Source organism: Pseudomonas sp. WC2 (assembly GCF_050586545.1).
Classification (GTDB): Bacteria; Pseudomonadota; Gammaproteobacteria; order Pseudomonadales; family Pseudomonadaceae; genus Aquipseudomonas.
Genome location: NZ_JBOBDR010000011.1, coordinates 153,877 through 178,270 on the forward strand (window position 1 = coordinate 153,877; position 24,394 = coordinate 178,270).

Genomic DNA, 24,394 nt, shown 5'->3' on the forward strand with positions numbered 1-24,394 from the left:
CATGTTGCAAGTCAGTGTTTATCGCTACAACCCTGATCAGGACGCTGCGCCGTTCATGCAGGAATTCCAGGTCGATACCGGTGGTAAAGACCTGATGGTGCTGGACGTGCTGGCCCTGATCAAAGAGCAGGACGAGGGTTTCTCCTATCGTCGCTCTTGCCGTGAAGGCGTCTGCGGTTCCGACGGCATGAACATCAACGGCAAGAACGGTCTGGCATGCATCACGCCGCTGTCCGCCGTTGTAAAAGGCAACAAGTTGATCGTTCGTCCGCTGCCAGGTTTGCCGGTTATCCGTGACCTGGTCGTCGATATGAGCATCTTCTACAAGCAATACGAGAAGGTGAAGCCTTACCTGCAGAACGACACGCCGGCTCCGGCCATCGAGCGTCTGCAGTCGCCAGAAGAGCGCGAAAAGCTCGACGGTCTGTACGAGTGCATCCTGTGCGCTTGCTGCTCGACCTCTTGCCCGTCCTTCTGGTGGAACCCGGACAAGTTCCTGGGTCCAGCTGCGCTGCTGCAAGCCTATCGCTTCCTGGCAGACAGCCGTGACACCAAGACCAGCGAGCGTCTGGCTTCGCTCGATGACCCGTTCAGCGTATTCCGCTGCCGGGGCATCATGAACTGCGTCAACGTATGTCCGAAGGGCCTGAACCCGACTAAGGCCATCGGTCACATCCGTAACATGCTGCTTTCGAGCGGCGTGTGATTCAGCTGCTGTAACCGCTGCACCGTAGAGGCTGTGGCGCGGGCTTCAACCCGCGTCATGGCTATAACCAGAGCAGTAGCCACAAGCTGCCGCTCTTATTTTGAAGAAATGAGACAAGCAGGGGCATCCGGGCTGGTACCCGGACTATCAGTGTGATCCTAAGTGGCTTGTTTTAGTCGCTGCATTCGGACTTCTGCAAGTTTGCTCGGTGTCGACACCGATGGTGTTCCCCTAACCGAGGGTGACCAAGCATGCAAGAAAGCGTGATGCAGCGCATGTGGAACAGCGCCTACCTTTCAGGTGGAAACGCTGCCTATGTGGAAGAGCTTTATGAGCTCTACCTGCACGACCCTAACGCTGTGCCAGAAGAGTGGCGCACCTACTTTCAGAAGTTGCCTGCCGACGGCAACTCTGCCACTGATGTTTCGCACTCGACAATTCGCGATCATTTCGTGCTGCTGGCAAAGAACCAGCGCCGCGCCCAACCGGTTTCCGCCGGCAGCGTGAGCAGTGAGCACGAGAAGAAGCAAGTTGAAGTGCTGCGATTGATCCAGGCCTACCGTATGCGTGGCCACCAGGCAGCCCAGCTTGACCCGCTGGGGCTGTGGCAGCGTCCTGCACCTGCAGACCTGTCGATCAATCATTACGGCTTGACCAATGCCGATCTTGATACGACCTTCCGTGCCGGCGACCTGTTCATCGGCAAAGAGGAAGCGAGCCTACGCGAAATTCACGAAGCGTTGCAGCAGACATATTGCCGCACCATCGGCGCTGAATTTACGCACATCACCGATTCCGAGCAGCGCCAGTGGTTCCAGCAGCGTCTGGAAAGCGTGCGTGGTCGTCCGACGTACTCCGCCGACATCAAGAGCCACCTGCTTGAGCGTGTGACGGCCGGTGAAGGCCTGGAAAAATACCTGGGCACCAAATACCCGGGCACCAAGCGTTTCGGTCTGGAAGGCGGCGAAAGCCTGATTCCGATGCTCGACGAGCTGATCCAGCGTTCCGGTTCCTACGGCACCAAGGAAGTCGTCATCGGCATGGCCCACCGTGGCCGTCTGAACGTGCTGGTCAACACCTTCGGCAAGAACCCGCGCGAGCTGTTCGACGAGTTCGAAGGCAAGAAGAAGGTCGAGCTGGGTTCCGGTGACGTTAAATACCACCAGGGCTTCTCGTCCAACGTGATGACCGCCGGCGGTGAAGTTCACCTGGCCATGGCGTTCAACCCGTCCCACCTGGAAATCGTTTCCCCGGTGGTCGAAGGTTCGGTTCGCGCCCGTCAGGATCGTCGTAATGACGCCACTGGCGAGAAGGTTCTGCCGATCTCCATCCACGGTGACGCGGCGTTCGCCGGTCAGGGCGTGGTCATGGAAACCTTCCAGATGTCGCAGACCCGCGGTTTCAAGACCGGCGGTACCGTGCACATCGTGATCAACAACCAGGTCGGTTTCACCATCAGCAACCCGCTGGACTCGCGTTCCACCGAGTACGCCACCGACGTTGCCAAGATGATCCAGGCGCCGATCCTCCATGTGAATGGTGATGATCCGGAAGCCGTGTTGTTCGTGACCCAGTTGGCCATCGACTACCGCATGCAGTTCAAGCGTGACGTGGTGATCGATCTGGTCTGCTACCGTCGTCGCGGCCACAACGAAGCCGACGAACCAAGCGGCACCCAGCCTCTGATGTATCAGCAGATCACCAAACAGCGCACCACCCGTGAGCTGTACGCTGATCGTCTGACCCAGGGCGGTGTTCTCGACGCAGAGCGTGTTCAGGCGAAAGTCGACGAATACCGCAACGCGCTGGACAACGGTTTGCACGTCGTGAAGTCGCTGGTCAAAGAGCCGAACAAAGAGCTGTTCGTGGACTGGCGTCCGTATCTGGGCCACGCCTGGACTGCGCGTCACGACACTCGCTTTGATCTGAAAACCCTGCAGGAACTGTCCGCCAAGCTGCTGGAAATTCCGGAAGGCTTCGTGGTTCAGCGTCAGGTGTCGAAGATCTACGAAGACCGTCAGAAGATGCAAGCCGGCGGCCTGCCGATCAACTGGGGTTACGCCGAAACCATGGCGTACGCGACCCTGGCGTTCGAAGGTCACCCGATCCGCATGACCGGTCAGGACATCGGCCGCGGTACGTTCTCGCACCGTCACGCTGTGTTGCACAACCAGAAAGACGCGGGCACCTACATTCCTCTGCAGCACCTGTACGACGGTCAGCCACGTTTTGACCTGTACGACTCGTTCCTGTCGGAAGAAGCGGTACTGGCATTCGAATACGGTTACTCGACCACCACGCCGGATGCGCTGGTGATCTGGGAAGCGCAGTTCGGCGACTTCGCCAACGGTGCACAGGTTGTGATCGACCAGTTCATTACCAGCGGCGAGCACAAGTGGGGCCGTCTCTGCGGTCTGACCATGTTGCTGCCACACGGTTACGAAGGTCAGGGCCCTGAGCACAGCTCGGCACGTCTTGAGCGTTACCTGCAACTGTGCGCCGAGCACAACATTCAGGTAGCCGTTCCGACCACGCCGGCACAGATCTACCACTTGCTGCGTCGTCAGGTGATTCGTCCGTTGCGCAAACCGTTGATCGTGCTGACGCCGAAGTCGCTGCTGCGCCACAAGCTGGCCATCTCGACCCTGGAAGATCTGGCCGAAGGTTCGTTCCAGACCGTGATCCCGGAAATCGATGCACTGGACCCGAAAAAGGTCGAGCGTGTTGTTCTGTGTAGCGGCAAGGTCTACTACGACCTGCTGGAAAAACGCCGTGCCGAAGGCCGTGAAGATATCGCCATCGTGCGTATCGAGCAGCTGTACCCGTTCCCTGAGGACGACTTGAAAGAAGTCCTGGCTCCGTACACCAACGTCAAAAATGCCGTTTGGTGCCAGGAAGAGCCGATGAACCAGGGCGCCTGGTACTGCAGCCAGCACCACTTGCGTCGCAGCATCGGTAACCTCGACAAGTCTCTCGTACTTGAGTACGCGGGCCGTGAGGCTTCTGCTGCCCCAGCTTGTGGTTACGCATCGATGCACGCCGAGCAGCAGGAAAAACTCCTGCAAGCCGCGTTTACCATTTAATGCCTTCGCGCACCTGAAACCGAATTTAAGGAACTACAGATAATGGCTATCGAGATCAAAGCCCCCACTTTCCCGGAATCGGTTGCCGATGGCACCGTTGCCACCTGGCACAAACAACCGGGCGACGCCGTCAAGCGTGACGACCTGATCGTCGACATCGAAACTGACAAAGTCGTACTGGAAGTTCTGGCTACCGCCGATGGCGTGCTGGGCGCAATCGTCAAGAACGAAGGCGACACCGTTCTGTCCGACGAAGTGCTGGGCTCCATCGAAGCGGGCGGCGCTGCTGCCGCTGCTCCAGCCGCCGCTGCTGCTCCGGCCGCTGCTGCCGCTGCACCGGCTGCTGCCGAAGGCGAAGACGATCCTGTTGCTGCTCCTGCTGCGCGCAAGCTGGCTGAAGAAAACGGTATCAACATCGCTTCCGTTGCCGGCACTGGCAAGGGCGGTCGTGTGACCAAGGAAGACGTGGTTGCTGCTGTTGCTGCCAAGAAAGCCGCTCCGGCTGCCGCACCTGCCAAGGCTGCTGCTCCTTCGGCTGCTGCTCCTGTGTTCGCCGCTGGCGACCGCATCGAGAAGCGCGTACCGATGACCCGCGTTCGCGCCACTGTGGCCAAGCGTCTGGTTGAAGCACAGTCGAACATGGCGATGCTGACCACTTTCAACGAAGTCGACATGACTGAAGTCATGGCCCTGCGTTCGAAGTACAAGGATCTGTTCGAGAAGTCCCACAACGGCGTACGCCTGGGCTTCATGTCGTTCTTCGTCAAGGCTGCTACCGAAGCGCTGAAACGCTTCCCGGCTGTCAACGCGTCGATCGACGGCGGCGACATCGTTTACCACGGCTATGCGGACATCGGCGTTGCCGTTTCCAGCGATCGTGGCCTGGTTGTTCCGGTTCTGCGTAACGCCGAACTGATGAGCCTGGCTGAAATCGAAGGCGGCATCGCAACATTCGGCAAAAAAGCCCGTGACGGCAAACTGTCGATGGACGAGATGACCGGTGGTACCTTCACCATCACCAACGGTGGTACCTTCGGTTCGATGATGTCGACCCCGATCGTCAACCCGCCACAGGCAGCGATTCTGGGCATGCACAACATCATCCAGCGTCCTATGGCCATCAACGGTCAGGTCGTTATCCGTCCGATGATGTACCTGGCACTGTCCTACGATCACCGTCTGATCGATGGCAAAGAAGCTGTGACCTTCCTGGTGACCATCAAGAACCTGCTGGAAGATCCGGCGCGTCTGTTGCTGGATATCTGATAGAAGCAGTCGCGGGCTTCAAGTTGCAAGCTGCAGGAAAGGGCAGCTTGGCTTGGAGCGCGCGGCTTGAAGCTTTTCGCTAAAGAGGATTTTTTGAATGTCGCAGAAATTTGACGTAGTAGTGATCGGTGCTGGCCCTGGTGGCTACGTGGCTGCCATCAAGGCGGCGCAGCTGGGTCTGACCACTGCCTGCATCGAGAAGTACACCGACGCTGAAGGCAAGCAAGCCCTGGGCGGCACCTGCCTGAACGTGGGCTGCATTCCTTCCAAGGCACTGCTCGACAGCTCCTGGAAATACAAGGAAGCGAAAGAAAGCTTCAACGTTCACGGTATCTCGACTGGCGAAGTCAAAATGGACGTCGCTGCGATGGTTGGCCGCAAGGCTGGCATCGTCAAGAACCTGACCGGCGGCGTTGCCACTCTGTTCAAGGCCAACGGCGTTACTTCGATCCAGGGCCACGGCAAACTGCTGGCGGGCAAGAAAGTCGAAGTCACCAAGCCAGACGGCTCGGTTGAAGTCATCGAAGCTGAAAACGTCATCCTGGCTCCAGGTTCGCGTCCAATCGACATTCCACCGGCTCCGGTTGATCAGAAAGTCATCGTCGATTCGACTGGCGCTCTGGAATTCCAAACCGTACCTAAACGTCTGGGCGTGATCGGCGCTGGCGTGATCGGTCTGGAACTGGGTTCGGTATGGTCGCGTCTGGGTTCGGAAGTGGTTGTCCTCGAAGCTCTGGACACGTTCCTGATGGCAGCGGACACCGCTGTTTCCAAGGAAGCGCTGAAAACCCTGACCAAACAAGGTCTGGACATCAAACTGGGCGCTCGCGTGACCGGCTCGAAAGTGAACGGCGACGAAGTCGTTGTGAACTACACCGATGCCAACGGCGAACAGACCATCACTTTCGACAAGCTGATCGTAGCCGTTGGTCGCCGTCCGGTGACCACTGATCTGCTGGCTTCCGACAGCGGCGTGACCCTCGACGAGCGCGGTTTCGTGCACGTTGACGATCACTGCGCGACCACCGTACCGGGCGTTTTCGCCATTGGTGACGTGGTTCGCGGCATGATGCTGGCTCACAAGGCATCGGAAGAAGGCATCATGGTTGTCGAGCGCATCAAGGGTCACAAAGCCCAGATGAACTATGACCTGATCCCTTCGGTTATTTATACTCACCCGGAAATCGCGTGGGTTGGCAAAACCGAGCAGGCCTTGAAAGCTGAGGGCGTTGAAGTTAACGTCGGCACCTTCCCGTTCGCCGCTTCCGGCCGTGCCATGGCCGCTAACGATACCGGTGGTTTCGTCAAGGTCATCGCTGATGCCAAGACTGACCGCGTATTGGGCGTGCACGTGATTGGCCCGAGCGCTGCAGAACTGGTTCAGCAGGGCGCGATCGGTATGGAATTCGGCACCAGCGCTGAAGACCTGGGCATGATGGTTTTCTCCCATCCGACCCTGTCTGAAGCCTTGCACGAAGCTGCTTTGGCTGTGAATGGCGGCGCCATCCACATTGCCAACCGCAAAAAGCGTTAACAGACAATAAGAAACCACGGCGGTAACGGCCCGTCGTGAGCCTTGCGAGCAAGTCTCACCGCGGAATGTCCGCTGGACGCAGTCTTGCGTAGCTCAGCTACGCAAGCAGCAGTCACAGGTGGCGCGGCACTCAAATGAGCGCAGCGCCGAATGCGCAGTACCTAACGAAGACGGTAAAAAGCATGAATCTTCACGAGTATCAGGGTAAGCAGCTGTTCGCTGAATACGGCCTGCCAGTTTCCACTGGTTACGCAGTAGACACCCCGGAAGCAGCAGCAGAAGCTTGCGATAAAATCGGCGGCAGTGAGTGGGTTGTCAAAGCCCAAGTCCACGCCGGTGGTCGCGGTAAAGCGGGCGGCGTTAAGCTGGTTCGCAGCAAAGAAGACGCCAAAGCCTTCGCACAGCAGTGGCTGGGCAAGCGTCTGGTGACTTACCAGACTGACGCCAATGGCCAGCCAGTCACCAAGATCCTGGTTGAATCGTGCACTGATATCGCTAAAGAGCTGTACCTGGGCGCTGTCGTTGACCGTTCGAGCCGTCGCATCGTGTTCATGGCTTCCACCGAAGGTGGCGTGGACATCGAGAAAATCGCTCACGACACTCCAGAAAAAATTCTCAAGGCCACTATCGATCCACTGGTTGGCGCTCAGCCATTCCAGGGTCGCGAGCTGGCATTCCAGCTGGGTCTGGAAGGCAAGCAGGTTGCTCAGTTCGCCAAGATCTTCGTAGGTCTGGCCAAACTGTTCAAAGATCACGACCTGGCTCTGCTGGAAGTGAACCCGCTGGTGATCAAGGCTGACGGCGATCTGCACTGCCTGGACGCCAAGATCAACATCGACGCCAACGCAATGTATCGTCAGCCTAAGCTGAAGACTTTCCACGATCCGTCGCAAGACGATCCGCGCGAAGCGCACGCTGCCAAGTTCGAACTGAACTACGTAGCACTGGAAGGCAACATCGGCTGCATGGTCAACGGTGCTGGCCTGGCCATGGGTACCATGGACATCGTCAACCTGCATGGCGGCAAGCCAGCCAACTTCCTCGACGTAGGTGGTGGCGCTACCAAAGAACGCGTAACTGAAGCGTTCAAGATCATCCTGTCCGACACCAACGTCGCTGCAGTACTGGTCAACATCTTCGGCGGCATCGTTCGCTGCGACATGATTGCCGAAGGCATCATCGGCGCTGTGAAAGAAGTCGGCGTGAAAATCCCGGTTGTTGTTCGCCTTGAAGGCAACAACGCTGAGCTGGGCGCTAAAGTACTGGCAGAAAGCGGTTTGAACATCATCGCTGCTACCAGCCTGACCGACGCTGCTCAACAAGTTGTCAAAGCTGCGGAGGGCAAATAATGAGCGTCCTGATCAATAAAGACACCAAAGTTATCTGCCAGGGTATTACCGGTTCGCAAGGTAGTTTCCACACCCAGCAAGCCATCGAATACGGCACCAAGATGGTTGGTGGCGTTACTCCTGGCAAAGGCGGCACCGAGCACCTGGGTCTGCCAGTGTTCAACACCGTTAAAGACGCAGTAGAAGCCACCGGCGCTACTGCTTCCGTGATCTACGTTCCGGCTCCTTTCTGCAAAGATTCGATCCTGGAAGCGGCATTCGGCGGCATCAAGCTGATCGTTTGCATCACCGAAGGCATTCCTACCCTGGACATGCTGGACGCTAAAGTTAAGTGCGACGAGCTGGGCGTAGTCCTGATCGGCCCTAACTGCCCAGGCGTTATCACTCCGGGCGAGTGCAAGATCGGCATCATGCCAGGTCACATTCACTTGCCAGGCAAGGTCGGTATCGTTTCGCGTTCCGGCACCCTGACCTACGAAGCTGTGAAGCAGACCACTGACGCCGGTTTCGGTCAGTCGACTTGCGTCGGCATCGGTGGTGACCCGATCCCGGGTTCGAACTTCATCGACATCCTGAAGCTGTTCCAGGAAGACCCGAAGACCGAAGCGATCGTCATGATCGGTGAGATCGGCGGTTCGGCTGAAGAAGAAGCGGCTGCCTACATCAAGGCACACGTGACCAAGCCGGTTGTTTCCTACATCGCTGGTGTGACTGCTCCTCCGGGCAAGCGCATGGGCCATGCTGGCGCAATCATCTCTGGCGGCAAAGGCACTGCAGACGAGAAATTCGCTGCGCTGCAAGACGCAGGCGTTAAAACCGTGCGTTCGCTGGCAGACATCGGCAAGGCCCTGGCCGAGCTGACTGGTTGGGCTGTCAAGTAAGCCTCGCGCTTAGCTGACGCGTCACCAAACAAAGGCCACCTTCGGGTGGCCTTTGTCGTTTCTGCAGATCAGAAGATGAAAAATAGATACGTAAACGCGACACGGAAACGTCGCGTATCGGATAGTTCGCCCTCTAACAGTGCGTTTGCACAGCAAATTCGTTAGGCTAGCAGCCATTTTTGCGTCTGCCGCCCACAAGGCATGCAACGCGCTTTAAGGGTCAGTCCCATACGGATCGACAGCATTTCCCTAATTACACAGGGCAATCCCCCTCTAAATTCCGATTTCAGCAGTGTGGTATTACCTTAATGAAAGTTTTGAAAGGTCAGGACATCCTGGCACTTGGCTTTATGACATTTGCCCTGTTCGTTGGGGCCGGCAACATCATCTTCCCGCCGATCGTTGGCTTGCAGGCCGGACCTCACGTCTGGATGGCCGCGCTAGGCTTTCTGATCACCGCAGTCGGTTTACCGGTGATCACCGTCGTTGCGCTGGCCAAGGTCGGCGGGGCGATGGATGCGTTGAGCAGCCCGATCGGTAAAGTCGCTGGCGGCATTCTGGCGGCGGCGTGCTATCTGGCAGTCGGTCCGTTGTTCGCCACCCCGCGTACCGCGACCGTATCTTTCGAAGTAGGTCTGGCACCGCTGACCGGAGAGAGCCCGCTGGCGCTGTTCCTCTACAGCTCGGTGTACTTCCTGCTGGTGTTCTTCATCTCGCTCTACCCGGGCCGTTTGCTGGACACAGTCGGCCGTTTCCTCGCGCCGCTGAAGATCATCGCGCTGGCAGTCTTGGGTATCGCTGCATTTGCCTTGCCGGCAGGTGACATCGGTCACGGCACGCCGGAATACGTTGCGGCGCCGTTCTCCCAAGGCTTCATCAATGGTTACCTGACCATGGATACTCTGGGCGCACTGGTATTCGGTATCGTCATCGTCAACGCGATCCGCTCCCGTGGTGTCGAGTCGCCGAAGTTGATCACCCGTTACGCGATCATCGCTGGTTTGATCGCCGGTGTCGGTCTGGCGTTGGTCTATGTCAGCCTGTTCCGCCTCGGTTCCGGCAGCCATGAAGTAGCGGTCGGCGCAACCAACGGCGCAGCGGTACTGCACGCCTATGTTCAGCACACCTTTGGTTCGCTGGGCAGCGGTTTCCTCGCCGTGCTGATCTCGTTGGCGTGTCTGGTGACGGCCGTGGGCCTGACCTGCGCTTGCGCCGAATACTTCAGCCGTGTGCTGCCGCTGTCGTACAAGACGCTGGTGATCATCCTCGCGGCGTTCTCGCTGCTGGTGTCCAACCTCGGTCTGACCAAGCTGATCGCGTTCTCGATCCCGGTACTGACCGCGATCTATCCGCCGTGCATCGTTCTGGTCGCGCTGAGCTTCTGCAAAGATTTCTGGCATGAACACGGGCGCATTCTTGGCCCGGTGATGCTGGTGTCGTTCGTCTTCGGCAGCATCGACGCGCTGAAAGGCGCCGGTCTGGCTGACTGGATGCCAACTCAGCTGTCGCACCTGCCGCTGAGCGAGCAAGGCCTGGCGTGGCTGGTGCCGTGCGTGATGACCCTGGTGGTTGCAGTGGTTTGCGATCGTCTGCTGGGCAAGCGCAGCGAAGCCGTTGCCTGACGTTGGCTGACCCGCCACGAGCGGGTCCTCAACGCTTAAACAGAAATGCCCCGTATCAATCGATACGGGGCATTTTTTATGGGTGTCAGGCAGTGTCTTTTTCCCTGAGCTAACGTCGAAGGGGTGCCATATTTTTATGTGAGAGCAAGCAAGCTCGCTCTCACATAGACAGTGTTCACCTCTCACAAGGAATTGCATGTCGTTCATCCAAGCCAATCTGATCCACTTGCTCGCCGCTGTCTGGTTCGTCATCTGCTGGGGCGGTTACACCCGTTATGCCTCGTGGAAGGCTCGCGATACGGCCTGCCTGGCCAGCGTGTTGCACCTGTATCGCGAAGACTGGATGCGCCGCATGCTGCTGCGTGACAACCGCATCGCCGACGCCAGCGTGATCGGCAATCTGGAGCGCAACGCCTCGTTCTTCGCCTCCAGCACGTTGATCATTCTGGCCGGCATTCTCACTGTGCTCGGGGCGTCAGAGCGGGCAGTCTCGTTGCTGGCGGATATCCCGATGGTGCAGCAGGCCTCGCAGGGCATGTCGGAGATAAAGCTGCTGTGCCTGGCCATGGTGTTTGTCTACGCCTTCTTCACGTTCAGCTGGTGTATGCGTCAATACAACTTCGCCGCCGTGTTGGTGGGATCGGCGCCGATGATCGGTGAGCGGCAGGTGTCGGAGCAGGAGCGCAAAGCCTTCGCCTTGCGGGCGGCGCGGGTTATTTCGATGGCGGCCAACCAGTTCAACTTCGGCCTGCGCGCTTACTACTTCGGCATGAGCATGCTGGCGTGGTTCGTCAGCCCGTGGCTGTTCATGATGATGAGTGCTGGGGTGGTCGTGGTGCTGTACCGCCGCGAGTTTCATTCCGACGTTCTCGACGTAATGGTCTATACCCCTACAGAGGCGCCCATTCCCGAGGCGAACAAAGAGGCCGCTTGATGAGTATTCCGTTCTGGTGTGTGTTTATCAGTGCTTTGTTGATCTATGTGGCGCGCATGCCGGTGGCCAAGGCCATGAAAGAGCAGGGCGGTTACGACAACCACACGCCGCGTCAGCAGCAGGCGCAACTCACGGGTTACGGCGCCAGGGCGCTGGCGGCCCACCAGAACAGTATTGAAGCGTTCATGTTGTTTGCGGTGGGGGTGCTGATGGCGCACACCACACAGACGGCGGGGTGGTTGATCGATACATTGGCGATCATCTTCGTGATCGCTCGGATTCTCTATTTGTGGCTTTACCTGGCTGATCAGCCATCGCTGCGCAGCCTGGTCTGGTTTGTTGGCTTAGTGTGTTCGTTGTTGCTGATGATTAGTCCGACTTTTAGAACTGTGTTGCTCTAACCGGCATTGCCGTTAAATCCCAGGCAAAAGAAAACCCGCACTTCGCGGGTTTTCTTTTTTCAGCAGCAGAAAGCAAATTATTGCTTCTTGGCTGCTTCTTCTTGTGCGGCTTGGTTCGATTCAGCCTGAGCTTTGGCAGCTTCAGCGTTTTCTTTCGCAGCGTCGTTCACTTTATCCTGAGCTTTGTTCATGTCTTGCTGAGCTTGCTCAGCATGTTGGTTAGCATCTTGAGCTTTGTCCTCGGATTTTTTATCGCAGGCAGCGAGACCGAGGGAAGCGGTCAACATCAAGGCAACAGCAAAAGTCTTACGCATGGGGTGTTTCTCCTTATGGAAAATAACTACTGGCCTTAAGAACTCTGTGCGGAAGGTTAAGTTCCTCATTTCTTTCAGATATATAAGTTTGTTTTCAGGTGGAACTTTTGCTGTATTGCTTACTACTGGCAAATGGCTCTAACGAGAGTAATTATCAAATGGCCGAAAACCCCGTTTTTGAGCGTGCGACGCGCTTTCTTTCCGCGCTGCGCCACTGTCAGGTACTCGGATTGCGCGTTCACAGCGCCTCCACCGAAGGGCTGACGGTGATCCTGCCGTACAGCGAAAAGATTGTCGGCAACCCGCAGACCGGCGTGATCCATGGCGGGGCCATTACCTCGTTGATGGACACCGCTTGCGGCATGTCGACGCTGTGCGTTCTGCCGGAATTCGAGGTCTGCCCGACGCTCGATCTGCGCATCGACTACATGCACGCCGCCGAACCCCATAAAGATGTGTACGGCTTCGCCCAGTGCTACCGCGTAACCACCGATGTGATCTTCGCTCGCGGTTTCGCCTATCAGGATGATCCCGACCAGCCGATCGCTCATGTCGTCGGTACGTTCATGCGCATGGGCAAGGGCCTCAGAGGCACCAAAGGATTCGGTGGCGCAATCAAGGGAGGTCGCCCGTGAGCGAAGACCTGAAACAACAGTTGCAGCAGGCTCACGCTCAGGGCGACTACGCGCCGCTGTTGCAGCTGATTCCCTATGCGGGACTGATCGGCATCGAATGTTCACGCGTCGGCGATGAATTGCTGTTCAAGCTGCCGGCCAACAAGGACAACATTGGTAACCCTTTATTGCCAGCGATCCACGGCGGCGTGATTGCTGGGTTCATGGAGTTGGCAGCGGCCCTGCATTTGCTGATTTTCACCGAAACGCCGGGCGTGCCGAAGATCATCGATTTCTCCCTCGATTATCTGCGCGCCGGGCAGTTTCGCGATACTTGGGCCAAATGTCAGGTGTGCCGCCAGGGGCGCCGAGTGGCCAACGTGGCGATCACAGCCTGGCAAAGCACCGAAAGCGAACCGATTGCCACCGCTCGTGCTCACTTCAAAATCGATGAGCCCTTGAAATCCTGAACAGCGCCCCAAACTCACAAGACAACCCGCCGCCGACCATTTCGGGTCGCGGCCACTGCCATCTGATTGGAGTTTGATGACCATGAGTGTGGAAACTCAAAAGGAAACCCTGGGCTTCCAGACCGAGGTAAAGCAGCTGCTGCACCTCATGATCCATTCGCTGTATTCCAACAAGGAAATCTTCCTTCGCGAATTGATCTCGAACGCCTCTGACGCTGTCGACAAGCTGCGCTTCGAAGCCCTGGCCAAGCCAGAGTTGCTCGAAGGTGGCGCTGATCTGAAAATCCGCGTGAGCTTCGACAAAGACGCCAAGACCGTCACCCTCGAAGACAACGGTATCGGCATGAACCGTGACGACGTGATTACCCACTTGGGTACCATCGCCAAGTCCGGCACCGCCGATTTCATGAAGAATCTCTCGGGCGATCAGAAAAAAGATTCGCACCTGATCGGCCAGTTCGGTGTGGGCTTCTACTCGGCGTTCATTGTTGCCGACCAGGTTGATGTGTATTCCCGTCGCGCCGGCACTCCGGCCAGCGAAGGCGTGCACTGGTCGTCGAAAGGCGAGGGCGAGTTCGAAGTCGCCACCATCGACAAGCCAGAGCGCGGCACCCGAATCGTCCTGCACCTGAAAGCCGCTGAAGACGAATTCGCCGATGGCTGGCGTCTGCGCAACATCATCAAGAAGTACTCCGACCACATCGCATTGCCGATCGAGCTGCCGAAAGAAGCGGCTGCCGCTGAAGGCGAAGAGGCTCCGGCTGTTGAATGGGAAACCGTCAACCGCGCCAGCGCCCTGTGGACTCGCCCTCGCACTGAAGTGAAGGACGAGGAATACCAGGAGTTCTACAAGCACATCGCTCACGACTTTGAAAATCCGCTGGCCTGGAGCCATAACAAAGTCGAAGGCAAGCTCGAATACAGCTCGCTGCTGTACGTGCCGGCCCGCGCACCGTTCGACCTGTACCAGCGTGAAGCGCCGAAAGGCCTGAAGCTGTACGTGCAACGCGTGTTCGTCATGGATCAGGCCGAGTCGTTCCTGCCGCTGTACCTGCGCTTCATCAAAGGTGTGGTCGATTCAAACGACCTGTCGCTGAACGTGTCGCGCGAGATCCTGCAGAAAGACCCGATCATCGACTCGATGAAAACCGCGCTGACCAAGCGTGTGCTCGACATGCTGGAAAAACTGGCGAAGAACGAGCCTGAGCAATACAAGGGCTTCTGGAAAAACTTCGGCCAGGTCATGAAAGAAGGCCCGGCAGAAGATTTCGCCAACAAGGAAAAAATTGCCGGTCTGCTGCGTTTCGCATCGACCAATGGCGACGACGGCGAGCAGATCGTTGGTCTGGCCGACTACCTGGCCCGCGCCAAGGAAGGTCAGGACAAGATCTACTACCTCACCGGCGAAACCTACGCGCAGGTCAAGAACAGCCCGCACCTGGAAGTCTTCCGCAAGAAAGGCATCGAAGTGCTGCTGCTGACCGACCGCATCGACGAGTGGCTGATGAGCTACCTCAGCGAGTTCGACGGCAAGACCTTTGTCGACGTGGCACGCGGTGATCTCGATCTGGGCAACCTGGACTCGGAAGAGGACAAGAAAGCCGCAGAAGAAGTCGCCAAGTCCAAAGAAGGTCTGGTTGAGCGTCTGAAAACCGCGCTGGGCGATTCGGTGGCGGAAGTCCGCGTATCCCATCGTCTGACCGATTCGCCAGCCATTCTGGCCATCGGCGAACAGGATCTGGGTCTGCAAATGCGTCAGATCCTCGAAGCCAGCGGTCAGAAGGTTCCGGATTCGAAGCCAATCTTCGAATTCAACCCAAGCCACCCGCTGATCGAGAAACTCGACGGCGAGCAGAGCGAAGAGCGTTTTGGCGACCTGTCGCACATCCTCTTCGATCAGGCAGCCCTGGCTGCCGGCGACAGCTTGAAAGATCCGGCGGCTTATGTGCGCCGTCTGAACAAGCTGCTGGTTGAGCTGTCGGTTTAACCAAGTCGTAGAAAAACCCGCTTCGGCGGGTTTTTTCATTCTGGTGTTTAACAAATCAGGAGTCAGAAATGAGCCAAGTCACTGTACGTTCCGTGGTCTATCAGATCGACGGCCAGCCTTATGAAGGTCGTTTGGCGTTCGACGCCGAGCACAAAGGCGCGCTTCCGGGTTTGTTGATGGCGCCGAACTGGATGGGCGTCAGCGCCGGTGCCGAAGAGATCGCCAAATCGGTGGCGGCCAAGGGCTACGTGGTGCTGATCGCTGACGTCTATGGTCAGGCGGTGCGTCCGCAAAACGCTGATCAGGCGGGCGCGGCGATGATGCCGTTGAAGGATGATCGCGCGTTGCTGCGCAAGCGTATGCAGGCAGCGTTCGAGCAGTTGCAGAAGCAAGGCGAAGCGGCGGTCGATACTGCGAAACTGGCGGTGTTCGGTTTCTGCTTCGGCGGTTGCTGCGCGCTGGACTTGGCCCGCACTGGCGCGCCGGTGAAAGCGGCGGTGTCGTTCCACGGCACGCTGGATTCGCCGAATCCTGCGGATGCGCAGAACATCAAGGGCTCGGTATTGGTGCTGCACGGTGCTTCCGATCCGTTGGTGCCGAAGGAGCAATTGCCGGCGTTTGAAGACGAGATGAACGCGGCGAAGGTCGATTGGCAGTTGCTCAGCTATGGCGGTGCAGTGCACTCATTCACTGACCCGCATGCCAATGTGCCGGGCAAGATGATGTACGACGAGAAGACCGCCAAGCGCGCGTTCAAGTCGATGCATGATTTGCTGGATGAAGTGTTTAAAGGTTGATTGAGGTGTCAGGCATCCGTTCGGTGGTGCCTGACCTGGCCTCATCGCGAGCAGGCTCACTCCTACATTTGGAATGCGTTCCCTTGTAAGAGTGAGCCTGCTCGCGATGGCAACTTTTCAGGCAATAAAATCTCAGGGCAATTCAATCCGCTCAACTTCCCCTGGCACCGTCGGCCAATCCCCAGCCGCCCATTTGCGCCGTGCCTCATCGATCGCCGCCGGATCGCTCGCGACAAAATTCCAGTTGATCCGCCGAGGCCCGTCCAGTGGCGCGCCGCCAAACACCACGGCGTGAACATCACTCTCGGCAAACAGACTCATCGCTTGCCCTGCCGGTAAAACCACCAGCGCATGCGGCTCAATCGTTTCGCCATTCAGCTGCGCATCACCACTCAACACATAAACCGCCCGTTCTTCATGCTCGGTCGGAATCAGCAACGTGGTCGCCGTCTGCATCTTCACTTGCGCATACAACGTAGGAGAAAGCACCGGTACCGGTGATTCCAGGCAAAAGCCTGACCCGGCAATCATCCGAATCTCTACGCCGAGGTTATCGCTGACCGGCAAGGTTGCCGCCGGGTGATGGCTGTAATGCCCCGGACCCTGCTCATGATCCTTGGGCGAGGCTAGCCATATCTGCAAGCCGTGCATCGTGAAGCTCTGATCCCACAAGGGCTCAGGCGTGCGCTCGACGTGGGCGATGGCGCTACCGGCGGTCATCCAGCTGACATCACCGGGGCCGACCACTTGATCGGAGCCGAGGCTGTCTTTGTGCAGGAGTTGTCCTTCAAAAAGGTAGGTGAGCGTCGACAGACCAATGTGCGGATGCTGTCGGATATTCATGCCTTTGCCTGTCGGATAAACCGTCTCGAGCATGTGATCAAAAAACACGAAAGGCCCGACGTTGCGACATTTGGCTGACGGCAAAGGGCGCAGAATCGGCTGGCCTTCGACGTCTTCGGCGCGCGGGCGGATGATCAGAGGTTGCGTGTCCATGGTGCATTCCAGGCTGAGCGGGTGATGCCAGAAGCATAACCCGCCGCTGGCATAAGGAGGGTTACTGGCTATCGAAGCCCTGCGGTGCATGGGTTTCGATGGTCACGTCAGTCGTGGTCATCAGTTTGTGAATCGGGCAGCGGTCGGCGACGCGCAGCAGTTCCTCGCGCTGAGCGTCAGTGAGCACGCCTTTGAGGGTAAGGGTGACGTGCAGGACGTATTTGCCTTTCTGCTCTTCGCTGTTGTCACGTTTGACGTCGACACCGACGCCGGTCAGCGGGATGTCTTTCTTTTTCGCGTACATCTTCAGGGTCAGCGCCTTGCAGGCGCCGAGGGCTGCATCGAAGTAGTCGTGCGGCTCAGGGGCCGAGCCGTCGCCGCCGGCCGATTTCGGCACGTCGGTAAACAGCTCGTGGTCATCAATCTGTACGGTGTGACGAAAACCTTCAGCGGAGACGGTATTGACGGTAACAGTCATGGGAACCTCACTGGCAGTAGGAAAAGTCGTTCAGTCAAACAAGACCTTGCAGTTATAGAGCATTCCCACCGGAACGCGTTCCACTTTCCTGCGGGGATGAACCCTTGTTATCGGGGCGCGGTCTAGGCTATGCCTACTTGCCGGAGATTACTTGTGTCCCTGTATCGTTTGAGTCTTGCCTGTCTCTTGGTATTCGCCGGCAACGTCAGCGCCCGCGAATACACCTACAGCGATGCGCACCTGCATTACGTGGATTTTTTCCAGGAGACTGCAGGGATGGCGAAATTGCTGACGGCCATGCAGGACAATTCCATCGAGCATGTGATGATTTCCGGGATTCCGGTGGCGAAGAAATGGCACGAGGACGAACCCAAGCGTCCTCGCTATTATGCCGGGGATGATGCCGATGCTTACTGGTACAGCGCGACCGATGTGATCGTTGCCGATGCGGTGCAGAAACTGCCAGCCGATAAGCGACCGTACTTTCATCCGTTTCTCTCGGGCTTCAACCCGAACGACAAGAACTCCGCCGCACACATTCAGCGCATGCTCGATCTGTATCCGGGGTTGTGGCAGGGCATCGGCGAGGTGTTTACCCGGCATGACGATCTCACGGCGCTGACCTCCGGTGACACGCCGCGCGCCAATAACGAAGCGATGACCAAGATCTATCACCTGGCAGCCGAGAACGATCTGCCGGTGATGCTCCACTCCAACATCACCTCCAAGCGTGAGAAAAATCCGCTGTATCTGCAGGAAGTCGAGGAGCCGCTGCGCAATCATCCGCACACACGCTTCATCTGGGCGCACGCCGGCACCAGCGCGGAAATCCATCGGCATCAGACGAAACTGGAATTCCTGCTGCCAACCCTGACTCGCATGCTCGAGGCCTATCCGAATCTGTTCATCGACCTGTCGTGGAGCATGCTCACCCCATATCTGGTGGATGAGCAGGGCAAGCCGCGCCGGGAATGGCTGGCGCTGGTCGAGAGATACCCGGAGCGCTTCATGATTGGTTCCGACGTTGTGGGACGTTTCAACAAACTCGGTCAGGAAATGCACAGCTTCAAACCTTTCCTCGATGCATTGCCAGAGGACGTTGCGCGTAAAGTCGCGCGGGATAACTTTCTAGCGATCTTGCCGCGAACGGAGCTCAAGTCCGAGAAAACCCTGCTGAATCGTTAACGCCGACGGTTCGAAGTATCAGGACCTTTTGATATCGCCTTTTCGTCTTACGCAAGTTTGTGCCGGGCCGATACCTTCTAAAGCAACCAGCTGCAGGGTTGATGCAGCGCTTTTGGAAGGAACCAGCGCAATGAGTATTCGGAGTCTCAATATTGCCCCGCGCGCCGGCCTCGGTTTTGGCCTGCTGGCGTTGATGGTGTTTGCCCTCGGGGCGTTCGCTTTGCGGCAAATGTCGAACATGCGTACGCAGTCCGAGGAGGTCGACAACAACTGGCTGCCGAGCGTGATGGCGGTGGGTGAGATGAGCCAGGACATGCTGCGCCTGCGGGCGTTGACCATGCGCTTGTTGCTCAATCGCGATCCGCAGGTGCTTGATCAGAACGTTGCCAAGCTCAATGAATTGCGCGGTGTGCTCAGTGAAGCGCAGCAGCGTTATGACGTGCTGATCGTGCTGCCGGAAGAGCGCAAGCTGTTCGACCGCTTCAAGGTGGCCGAGCACCAGTATCTGGAGTTGCAGGCGCAGGTCATGCAGCTGTCGGCGCAGAGTCGGGTGGAGGAGGCCGCGACCATTCTCAATGGCCAGATGAGTCCGTTGGCCGATGAAATCGCCGTTATCCTGCGCGAACTGGTTGAGATGAATAAACACAACGCCAATCTCGCCACCGAAGCGGCGCGGCTGGTGTTTATCAATTCGCGGGTGTGGGTCGGGGTGATGATCGGCATTACCGCGCTGATCACCATTGGCCTGGCGCTGTTGCTCACGCGCAGCATCGTGCAGCCGCTGGCGCAATCGCTGGGCGTGGCTGAGGTGGTGGCCGGTGGCGATCTGACCGGCGATATCAACATCTCTGGCAAAGACGAGCCGGCGCGGCTGCTGCAAGCGCTCAAGAGCATGCAGCACAACCTGCGCGACACCATCCGACAGATTTCCGAGTCGTCCAGCCAATTGGCGTCTGCCTCCGAAGAACTCAGTTGTGTCACGGAGGACGCGACGCGCGGGCTGCATCAGCAGAGTCTGGAGATCGAGCAAGCAGCCACGGCGGTGAATCAGATGACCGCTGCCGTTGAAGAGGTGGCGAGTAACGCGGTGGCGACGTCCGAAGCTTCGCGGGAGTCGGATCGCATCGCCCAGCATGGGCGTGAGCAGGTTCAACAGACGGTGACATCAATCGAATTCCTCGCCGCGGATGTCACGTCCAATGCCACCCAAGTGGAAGATCTGGCGCAGAAGGTTCACGGCATCAGCAAAGTGTTGGACGTCATCCGCTCGATCGCTGAGCAGACCAATCTACTGGCGCTGAACGCTGCGATTGAAGCCGCGCGCGCCGGTGATGCCGGGCGTGGCTTTGCGGTGGTTGCGGATGAGGTGCGGGCCTTGGCGCATCGCACGCAACAATCGACGCAAGAGATCGAGCAGATGATCGGCGGGATTCAGCAGGGCACCGACTCGGCGGTGAGTTCGATGCAGCAGAGCAATGTGCGCGCGCGTTCGACTTTGGAGTTGGCTAAGGCGGCGGGTGTGGCGTTGGAGGAAATTGCCTCGGCGTTTACTTTGATCAACGAGCGCAACCTGGTGATTGCCAGTGCTTCGGAGGAGCAGGCGGCGGTGGCGCGTGAGGTGGATCGTAATTTGATGAACATCCGCGATCTGGCGATGCAGACGTCGGCGGGGGCGAATCAGACGAGTGCGGCGAGTCAGGAGTTGTCGCGGTTGGCGGTGGGTTTGAACAGTATGGTGGCCAAATTCTCCGTCTGAAATTATCCCTGTAGGAGCCGTCGAGTGAGACGAGGCTGCGATCTTTAGAGATCAGGATCAAAAGATCGCAGCGTGCCGCAGCTACAGGGGCGCAAATTGCAGACACAAAAAAACCCCGCATTTCGCGGGGCTCTTTGATGTGGCGGTGGATCAGCTGCCTTTAACGGTTTTGCCGTTGACCGTGCCGTCCTGGAGCATGATGTTGTACTCCTTGCCGTCGGTTTCAACCTGTTGCAGGCGGACCAGCAGGTAATCCCAATCCTTGGCGAACCACAGCACGGTGATGCGCTTGCTTTGCGTCGGGTCGCGCACGCGCTCGACCTTGATTGCATCGATCTTGCCAGCTTTGGTCTCGACTTTTTCCGAGCCCAGCACGCGGAAGTCATAGGTATCGACTTCGCCGTCATCGACCACTTGATAGCTCATGGTCTTCTTGCCGGCAGCAACGTCATGCTGCAACGCCAGTTGGTAGGTGGACTTGTCGACCATGCCACGGTTCAGCGGGATTTTCACCGCGTCGCCACGGTCGGTGCCGGTGACCATCTTGCTGTTCCAGTCGAAATCCAGATCAGCCTTTTTCGCTTTGCCCAGACCGCCACGTTCGAAGTGGTACGACTGCGGCAGCAGGGTGTCCTTGTCCAGGGTCAGGGTGCTTTCTTCATTGAGGCTGGCGATCATCATCGAAGCCTTGAAGCTGAGCTTCCAGACGCCGTTGGCTTCCTTGGTCAGGCTGCGTTCGGCGGTGCCGCTCATGGGCAGCTGTTTCCAGTCGGCGGTGTAGCTGGCGGAGAACGGTTGAAGGTCCGCTGCCTGCGCGAAAGGCAGGGCGAGCAGAGCGCAAGCGAAGAGCAGGGCGCGACGCATAAAATCTCCTAGTTTCGAATCAAGTGGCCGCTGGCGGCGAGTAACTGGCCATCCAGTGAAGCACCGTGTTCCCCGAGTGCCAATCTGCCTTCGGCAAACCAGCGTACCGCCATCGGGTAGATCCGGTGTTCCTGAACGTGGACTCGCTGCGCCAGACTCTGCGGCGTGTCGTGCAACTCTACCGGTAATACTGCCTGTACGACCAGTGGTCCGCCATCGAGTTCCTCGGTGACGAAGTGCACGGAGCAGCCGTGCTCAGTGTCGCCGGCCTCCAGCGCGCGCTGATGAGTGTGTAACCCTTTGTATTTGGGCAGCAGCGACGGGTGGATGTTGAGCAGGCGACCCTGGTAATGGCGAACGAAGTCAGCGCTGAGAATGCGCATGAAGCCGGCGAGTACCACGAGTTTGGGTTGGAATTCGTCGATCAGTTCGATCAGAGCAGCATCGAAGGCCTCGCGGCCTTCAAATGCCTTGTGATCCAGCGAGCGGGTGGCGATACCCGCGTCACTGGCGCGTTGCAGGCCGTAGGCGTCGGCGCGGTTGGAAATCACCGCAGCGATGCGGACCGGGCTGTCGCCGGTCCGCGTGCTGTCGATCAGAGCCTGCAAGTTACTGCCGGTGCCGGACAACAGCACCACGACATCACAGGTTGCGGACATTAATGAGCCTTAAGGTTCTGCAGATCAACCTGAGCGGCGCCTTCGGCAGCGGCAGCGATCTGACCGATGACCCAAGGCTGCTCGCCAGCGTCACGCAGGGTGTTCAGGGCCACTTCAACGTGTTCCTGAGCCACGCAGATCACCATGCCAACGCCGCAGTTGAGCACGCGGTGCATCTCGGTTTCGTCAACGTTGCCTTGCTCTTGCAGCCAGTCGAACACGGCCGGGCGAGTCCAGCTAGCAACGTCAACTACAGCCTGAGCGCCTTTTGGCAGAACGCGCGGGATGTTGTCGAGCAGGCCGCCACCGGTGATGTGGGCCATGGCTTTGACGGCGCCGGTGTCTTTGATCAGCTTGAGCAGCGGCTTCACGTAGATGCGGGTCGGGGCCATCAGCAGGTCGGTCAGCGGTTTGCCGTCGAGCTGGATGTTTTCGATGTCGGCACCGGACACTTCGATGATCTTGCGGATCAGCGAGTAGCCGTTGGAGTGCGGGCCGGACGATGGCAGCGCGATCAGCGCGTCACCGGTGGCGACTTTCGAGCCGTCGATGATTTCCGATTTTTCCACGACGCCGACGCAGAAACCGGCCAGGTCGTAGTCTTCGCCTTCGTACATGCCTGGCATTTCAGCGGTTTCGCCGCCCACCAGCGAGCAACCGGACAGTTCGCAGCCCGCGCCGATGCCGGTCACGACCTGGGTCGCGGTCTCGACATTGAGTTTGCCGGTGGCGTAGTAGTCGAGGAAGAACAGTGGCTCAGCGCCGCAAACCACCAGGTCGTTGACGCACATGGCAACCAGGTCGATGCCGATGCTGTCGTGCTTGTTCAGGTTCAGTGCCAGGCGCAGCTTGGTGCCGACGCCGTCGGTGCCGGAAACCAGCACTGGCTGCTTGTAGCCGGCCGGGATTTCGCAGAGGGCGCCGAAACCGCCCAGGCCGCCCATGACTTCCGGGCGCGCAGTGCGCTTGGCGACGCTCTTGATGCGTTCGACCAATGCTTCACCGGCGTCGATGTCTACACCGGCGTCCTTGTAGCTCAGGGAGGGTTGCTTGCTCATGATCCAGGCCTTTAGGGGAGGGGATTCAGGGGTAACGACCGAGTTCAGCGGGCATTTCGAAATCGAGAGGGCGATGGCCTCACGCGCGTTTCGAGGGGCCCGGCTGTTGCCGGTCTGCGAAGGCGCGCGATTTTATCAGGCTTGAGGGGCAGCGGCCATCCTCGCACCGACGGGCAGGGCCATATCTCGGGAAATTTTTTGCAATTAAGGCCTGTGGGTGCCTGTATAAGGTGTGGCCATTAACCGTCTATCGTTATCAATGTGCAAAAACTTATCGCCGCCGGGTGAATGTTTGGTGCTGGCAGATTGTCACAGCCTTGCTCAACCGGTTCACGCGGCCTGTTCCAGCCGCTTCTGTCGACGGGAATTTTCCATGCGTTTTTGTAAATTGTTGTTTGTGGGTTGCTTGTCGCTGGTCAGCCTGGCGAGTCATGCCGAAAACCTTAAAGGCCTCTATCAAGTGCGCGAACCGGTCAACGGCCAGGCACCGGAAGAGCGTGATCGCGCCACGCAAGCGGCGCTCGACACGTTGGTGTTGCGCCTGACCGGCGATCCAAAGGCTGCGCAAAACCCGGGGCTGGCGGCGATTCGCAAGGATCCGCAGCAGATCATCAGCCAGTTCGGTTTTGATGCCGGGCCGCCGGAAGTGTTGAAGGTCGATTTCGACCCGTCGACTACCGAGCAGGCGCTGCGTCGTGCCGGGTTGGCGTTGTGGGGGGCGAGTCGTCCGTCGATCCTGAGCTGGTGGCTGAACGATTCGGCGGAAGGGTCGAGTCTGGTCGGCGACGGTCAGGCCGCTGCTGCGCCGTTGCGTCGAGCGGCGCAACATCGTGGTTTGCCTCTGCGTTTGCCGCTGGCGGATCTGAGCGAGCAACTGGTTGCCACCGCACCAGCGCTGGAAGGCACCGACCCGGCACCGTTGCGCGGCGCTTCCGAACGCTACAACGCTGATGCCTTGCTGGCAGTGCATGCCCGTGAAGAAGGCGGGCAGTGGCAAGCCAAATGGCATTTGTGGCTCGGCGATCAAAAAGAAGCGGGCAGTGTGCAGGGCGCCGATCAGGCCGCTGTCGCAGACGCAGTCATGCTGGCGGTGGCTGAGCGACTGGCGCCGCGTTTTGTCGCCAAGCCCGGCGCTTCGGGTCAGCAGACCCTGGAAGTGCAGGGCATGAATCTTGAGCATTACGCCGCGCTGTTGCGGTTACTCGAACCGTTTGGCGTGCGTCTGCAAAGTGTTGACGGCGATCGCATCGTCTATCGGGTCAACGGCAGTGCCGATCAAATGCGTGCGCAGTTGTCGCTGGCCAAGTTGCAGGAACTGCCCGCCGAGGCCCCGGCTCCGGCCGCAGCGCCACAACCTGCGGTGGCAGGTGCTGCACCGGTCCCGGCTCCCGCACCGACACCCGTAGCACCGTCGTTGCGATTTCGCTGGTAAGTCTTTCC

22 protein-coding genes are annotated in these 24,394 nt (G+C 58.4%); 16 read left to right on the forward strand and 6 right to left on the reverse strand.

The window, feature by feature from the left end; translation table 11 throughout:
• Position 1 precedes the first annotated feature (1 nt).
• The 9 genes from ACQ4OE_RS15570 to ACQ4OE_RS15610 all read left to right on the forward strand — a co-directional run bounded on the left by ACQ4OE_RS15570 (position 2) and on the right by ACQ4OE_RS15610 (position 11,776).
• Positions 2–706: a succinate dehydrogenase iron-sulfur subunit gene (locus tag ACQ4OE_RS15570; protein ID WP_003223007.1), complete on the forward strand. Its 705-nt coding sequence runs from the start codon at positions 2–4 to the stop codon at positions 704–706.
• A 251-nt stretch (positions 707–957) separates the two neighbouring features.
• Positions 958–3,789 carry a 2-oxoglutarate dehydrogenase E1 component gene (locus tag ACQ4OE_RS15575; RefSeq protein WP_122593484.1) on the forward strand — a complete coding sequence of 944 codons (2,832 nt, stop codon included), beginning with the start codon at positions 958–960 and terminating at the stop codon, positions 3,787–3,789.
• Between the two features lie 42 nt (positions 3,790–3,831).
• Positions 3,832–5,055 (forward strand): 2-oxoglutarate dehydrogenase complex dihydrolipoyllysine-residue succinyltransferase, encoded by a 1,224-nt coding sequence (gene odhB / locus ACQ4OE_RS15580; protein ID WP_077571706.1) that lies wholly within the window; start codon positions 3,832–3,834, stop codon positions 5,053–5,055.
• Positions 5,056–5,152: 97 nt separating this feature from the next.
• Positions 5,153–6,589: a dihydrolipoyl dehydrogenase gene (gene lpdA, locus ACQ4OE_RS15585; RefSeq protein WP_034156249.1), complete on the forward strand. Its 1,437-nt coding sequence runs from the start codon at positions 5,153–5,155 to the stop codon at positions 6,587–6,589.
• A 182-nt stretch (positions 6,590–6,771) separates the two neighbouring features.
• Positions 6,772–7,938: an ADP-forming succinate--CoA ligase subunit beta gene (sucC, locus tag ACQ4OE_RS15590; protein WP_007919879.1), complete on the forward strand. Its 1,167-nt coding sequence runs from the start codon at positions 6,772–6,774 to the stop codon at positions 7,936–7,938.
• Positions 7,938–8,819 carry a succinate--CoA ligase subunit alpha gene (gene sucD, locus ACQ4OE_RS15595; protein WP_008082972.1) on the forward strand — a complete coding sequence of 294 codons (882 nt, stop codon included), beginning with the start codon at positions 7,938–7,940 and terminating at the stop codon, positions 8,817–8,819. Before sucC ends, sucD begins: the two co-directional genes overlap by 1 nt.
• Before the next feature lie 308 nt (positions 8,820–9,127).
• Positions 9,128–10,441: a branched-chain amino acid transport system II carrier protein gene (gene brnQ / locus ACQ4OE_RS15600; RefSeq protein ID WP_122593485.1), complete on the forward strand. Its 1,314-nt coding sequence runs from the start codon at positions 9,128–9,130 to the stop codon at positions 10,439–10,441.
• 196 nt (positions 10,442–10,637) lie between these two features.
• A complete protein-coding gene (locus ACQ4OE_RS15605) occupies positions 10,638–11,375 on the forward strand; it encodes a DUF599 domain-containing protein (RefSeq protein ID WP_430947141.1) in 738 nt (245 codons plus the stop codon).
• Entirely contained in the window at positions 11,375–11,776 is a 402-nt protein-coding gene (locus ACQ4OE_RS15610; RefSeq protein ID WP_158958531.1) for an MAPEG family protein, read from the forward strand. The genes ACQ4OE_RS15605 and ACQ4OE_RS15610 overlap by 1 nt, the downstream gene beginning before the upstream one ends.
• Before the next feature lie 77 nt (positions 11,777–11,853).
• Here ACQ4OE_RS15610 and ACQ4OE_RS15615 read toward each other — a convergent pair whose 3' ends face one another.
• Complete coding sequence (locus tag ACQ4OE_RS15615; RefSeq protein WP_122593495.1) at positions 11,854–12,090, reverse strand: hypothetical protein; 237 nt, start codon at positions 12,088–12,090, stop codon at positions 11,854–11,856.
• A 158-nt stretch (positions 12,091–12,248) separates the two neighbouring features.
• Here ACQ4OE_RS15615 and ACQ4OE_RS15620 point away from each other — a divergent pair, with 158 nt between their 5' ends.
• From ACQ4OE_RS15620 to ACQ4OE_RS15635, 4 genes are all read left to right on the forward strand, one after another.
• The gene (locus ACQ4OE_RS15620; protein ID WP_430947142.1) at positions 12,249–12,725 is read left to right on the forward strand and encodes a PaaI family thioesterase; all 477 of its coding nucleotides are present in this window, start codon (positions 12,249–12,251) and stop codon (positions 12,723–12,725) included.
• The gene (locus tag ACQ4OE_RS15625) at positions 12,722–13,174 is read left to right on the forward strand and encodes a PaaI family thioesterase (protein WP_430947143.1); all 453 of its coding nucleotides are present in this window, start codon (positions 12,722–12,724) and stop codon (positions 13,172–13,174) included. Before ACQ4OE_RS15620 ends, ACQ4OE_RS15625 begins: the two co-directional genes overlap by 4 nt.
• A gap of 82 nt (positions 13,175–13,256) precedes the next feature.
• On the forward strand, positions 13,257–15,161 hold the full coding sequence (gene htpG / locus ACQ4OE_RS15630; protein ID WP_034156253.1) for a molecular chaperone HtpG: 1,905 nt from the start codon (positions 13,257–13,259) through the stop codon (positions 15,159–15,161).
• A 68-nt stretch (positions 15,162–15,229) separates the two neighbouring features.
• The gene (locus tag ACQ4OE_RS15635) at positions 15,230–15,958 is read left to right on the forward strand and encodes a dienelactone hydrolase family protein (RefSeq protein ID WP_430947144.1); all 729 of its coding nucleotides are present in this window, start codon (positions 15,230–15,232) and stop codon (positions 15,956–15,958) included.
• A gap of 132 nt (positions 15,959–16,090) precedes the next feature.
• On the opposite strand, the gene ACQ4OE_RS15640 is transcribed toward ACQ4OE_RS15635, so the two are convergent.
• Together ACQ4OE_RS15640 and ACQ4OE_RS15645 are read right to left on the reverse strand one after the other, a co-directional pair.
• On the reverse strand, positions 16,091–16,954 hold the full coding sequence (locus tag ACQ4OE_RS15640) for a pirin family protein (RefSeq protein ID WP_430947145.1): 864 nt from the start codon (positions 16,952–16,954) through the stop codon (positions 16,091–16,093).
• A gap of 61 nt (positions 16,955–17,015) precedes the next feature.
• Positions 17,016–17,432 carry an OsmC family protein gene (locus ACQ4OE_RS15645; protein WP_430947146.1) on the reverse strand — a complete coding sequence of 139 codons (417 nt, stop codon included), beginning with the start codon at positions 17,430–17,432 and terminating at the stop codon, positions 17,016–17,018.
• A gap of 129 nt (positions 17,433–17,561) precedes the next feature.
• Between ACQ4OE_RS15645 and ACQ4OE_RS15650 the strand changes: the two genes are divergently transcribed.
• Together ACQ4OE_RS15650 and ACQ4OE_RS15655 are read left to right on the forward strand one after the other, a co-directional pair.
• On the forward strand, positions 17,562–18,617 hold the full coding sequence (locus ACQ4OE_RS15650) for an amidohydrolase family protein (RefSeq protein ID WP_430947147.1): 1,056 nt from the start codon (positions 17,562–17,564) through the stop codon (positions 18,615–18,617).
• 130 nt (positions 18,618–18,747) lie between these two features.
• Positions 18,748–20,373 carry a methyl-accepting chemotaxis protein gene (locus ACQ4OE_RS15655; RefSeq protein WP_430947148.1) on the forward strand — a complete coding sequence of 542 codons (1,626 nt, stop codon included), beginning with the start codon at positions 18,748–18,750 and terminating at the stop codon, positions 20,371–20,373.
• Between the two features lie 150 nt (positions 20,374–20,523).
• Here ACQ4OE_RS15655 and ACQ4OE_RS15660 read toward each other — a convergent pair whose 3' ends face one another.
• Genes ACQ4OE_RS15660 through purM form a run of 3 tightly spaced genes read right to left on the reverse strand, consistent with a single transcriptional unit; the run spans position 20,524 to position 22,954 of the window.
• Positions 20,524–21,237 (reverse strand): DUF3108 domain-containing protein, encoded by a 714-nt coding sequence (locus tag ACQ4OE_RS15660; protein WP_122593510.1) that lies wholly within the window; start codon positions 21,235–21,237, stop codon positions 20,524–20,526.
• Positions 21,238–21,245: 8 nt separating this feature from the next.
• The gene (gene purN / locus ACQ4OE_RS15665) at positions 21,246–21,896 is read right to left on the reverse strand and encodes a phosphoribosylglycinamide formyltransferase (RefSeq protein WP_430947149.1); all 651 of its coding nucleotides are present in this window, start codon (positions 21,894–21,896) and stop codon (positions 21,246–21,248) included.
• A complete protein-coding gene (gene purM, locus ACQ4OE_RS15670; protein ID WP_201227377.1) occupies positions 21,896–22,954 on the reverse strand; it encodes a phosphoribosylformylglycinamidine cyclo-ligase in 1,059 nt (352 codons plus the stop codon). The genes purN and purM overlap by 1 nt, the downstream gene beginning before the upstream one ends.
• 373 nt (positions 22,955–23,327) lie before the next feature.
• On the opposite strand from purM, the gene ACQ4OE_RS15675 reads away from it, so the two are divergent.
• Positions 23,328–24,386: a DUF2066 domain-containing protein gene (locus ACQ4OE_RS15675; protein ID WP_430947150.1), complete on the forward strand. Its 1,059-nt coding sequence runs from the start codon at positions 23,328–23,330 to the stop codon at positions 24,384–24,386.
• Positions 24,387–24,394 lie beyond the last annotated feature (8 nt).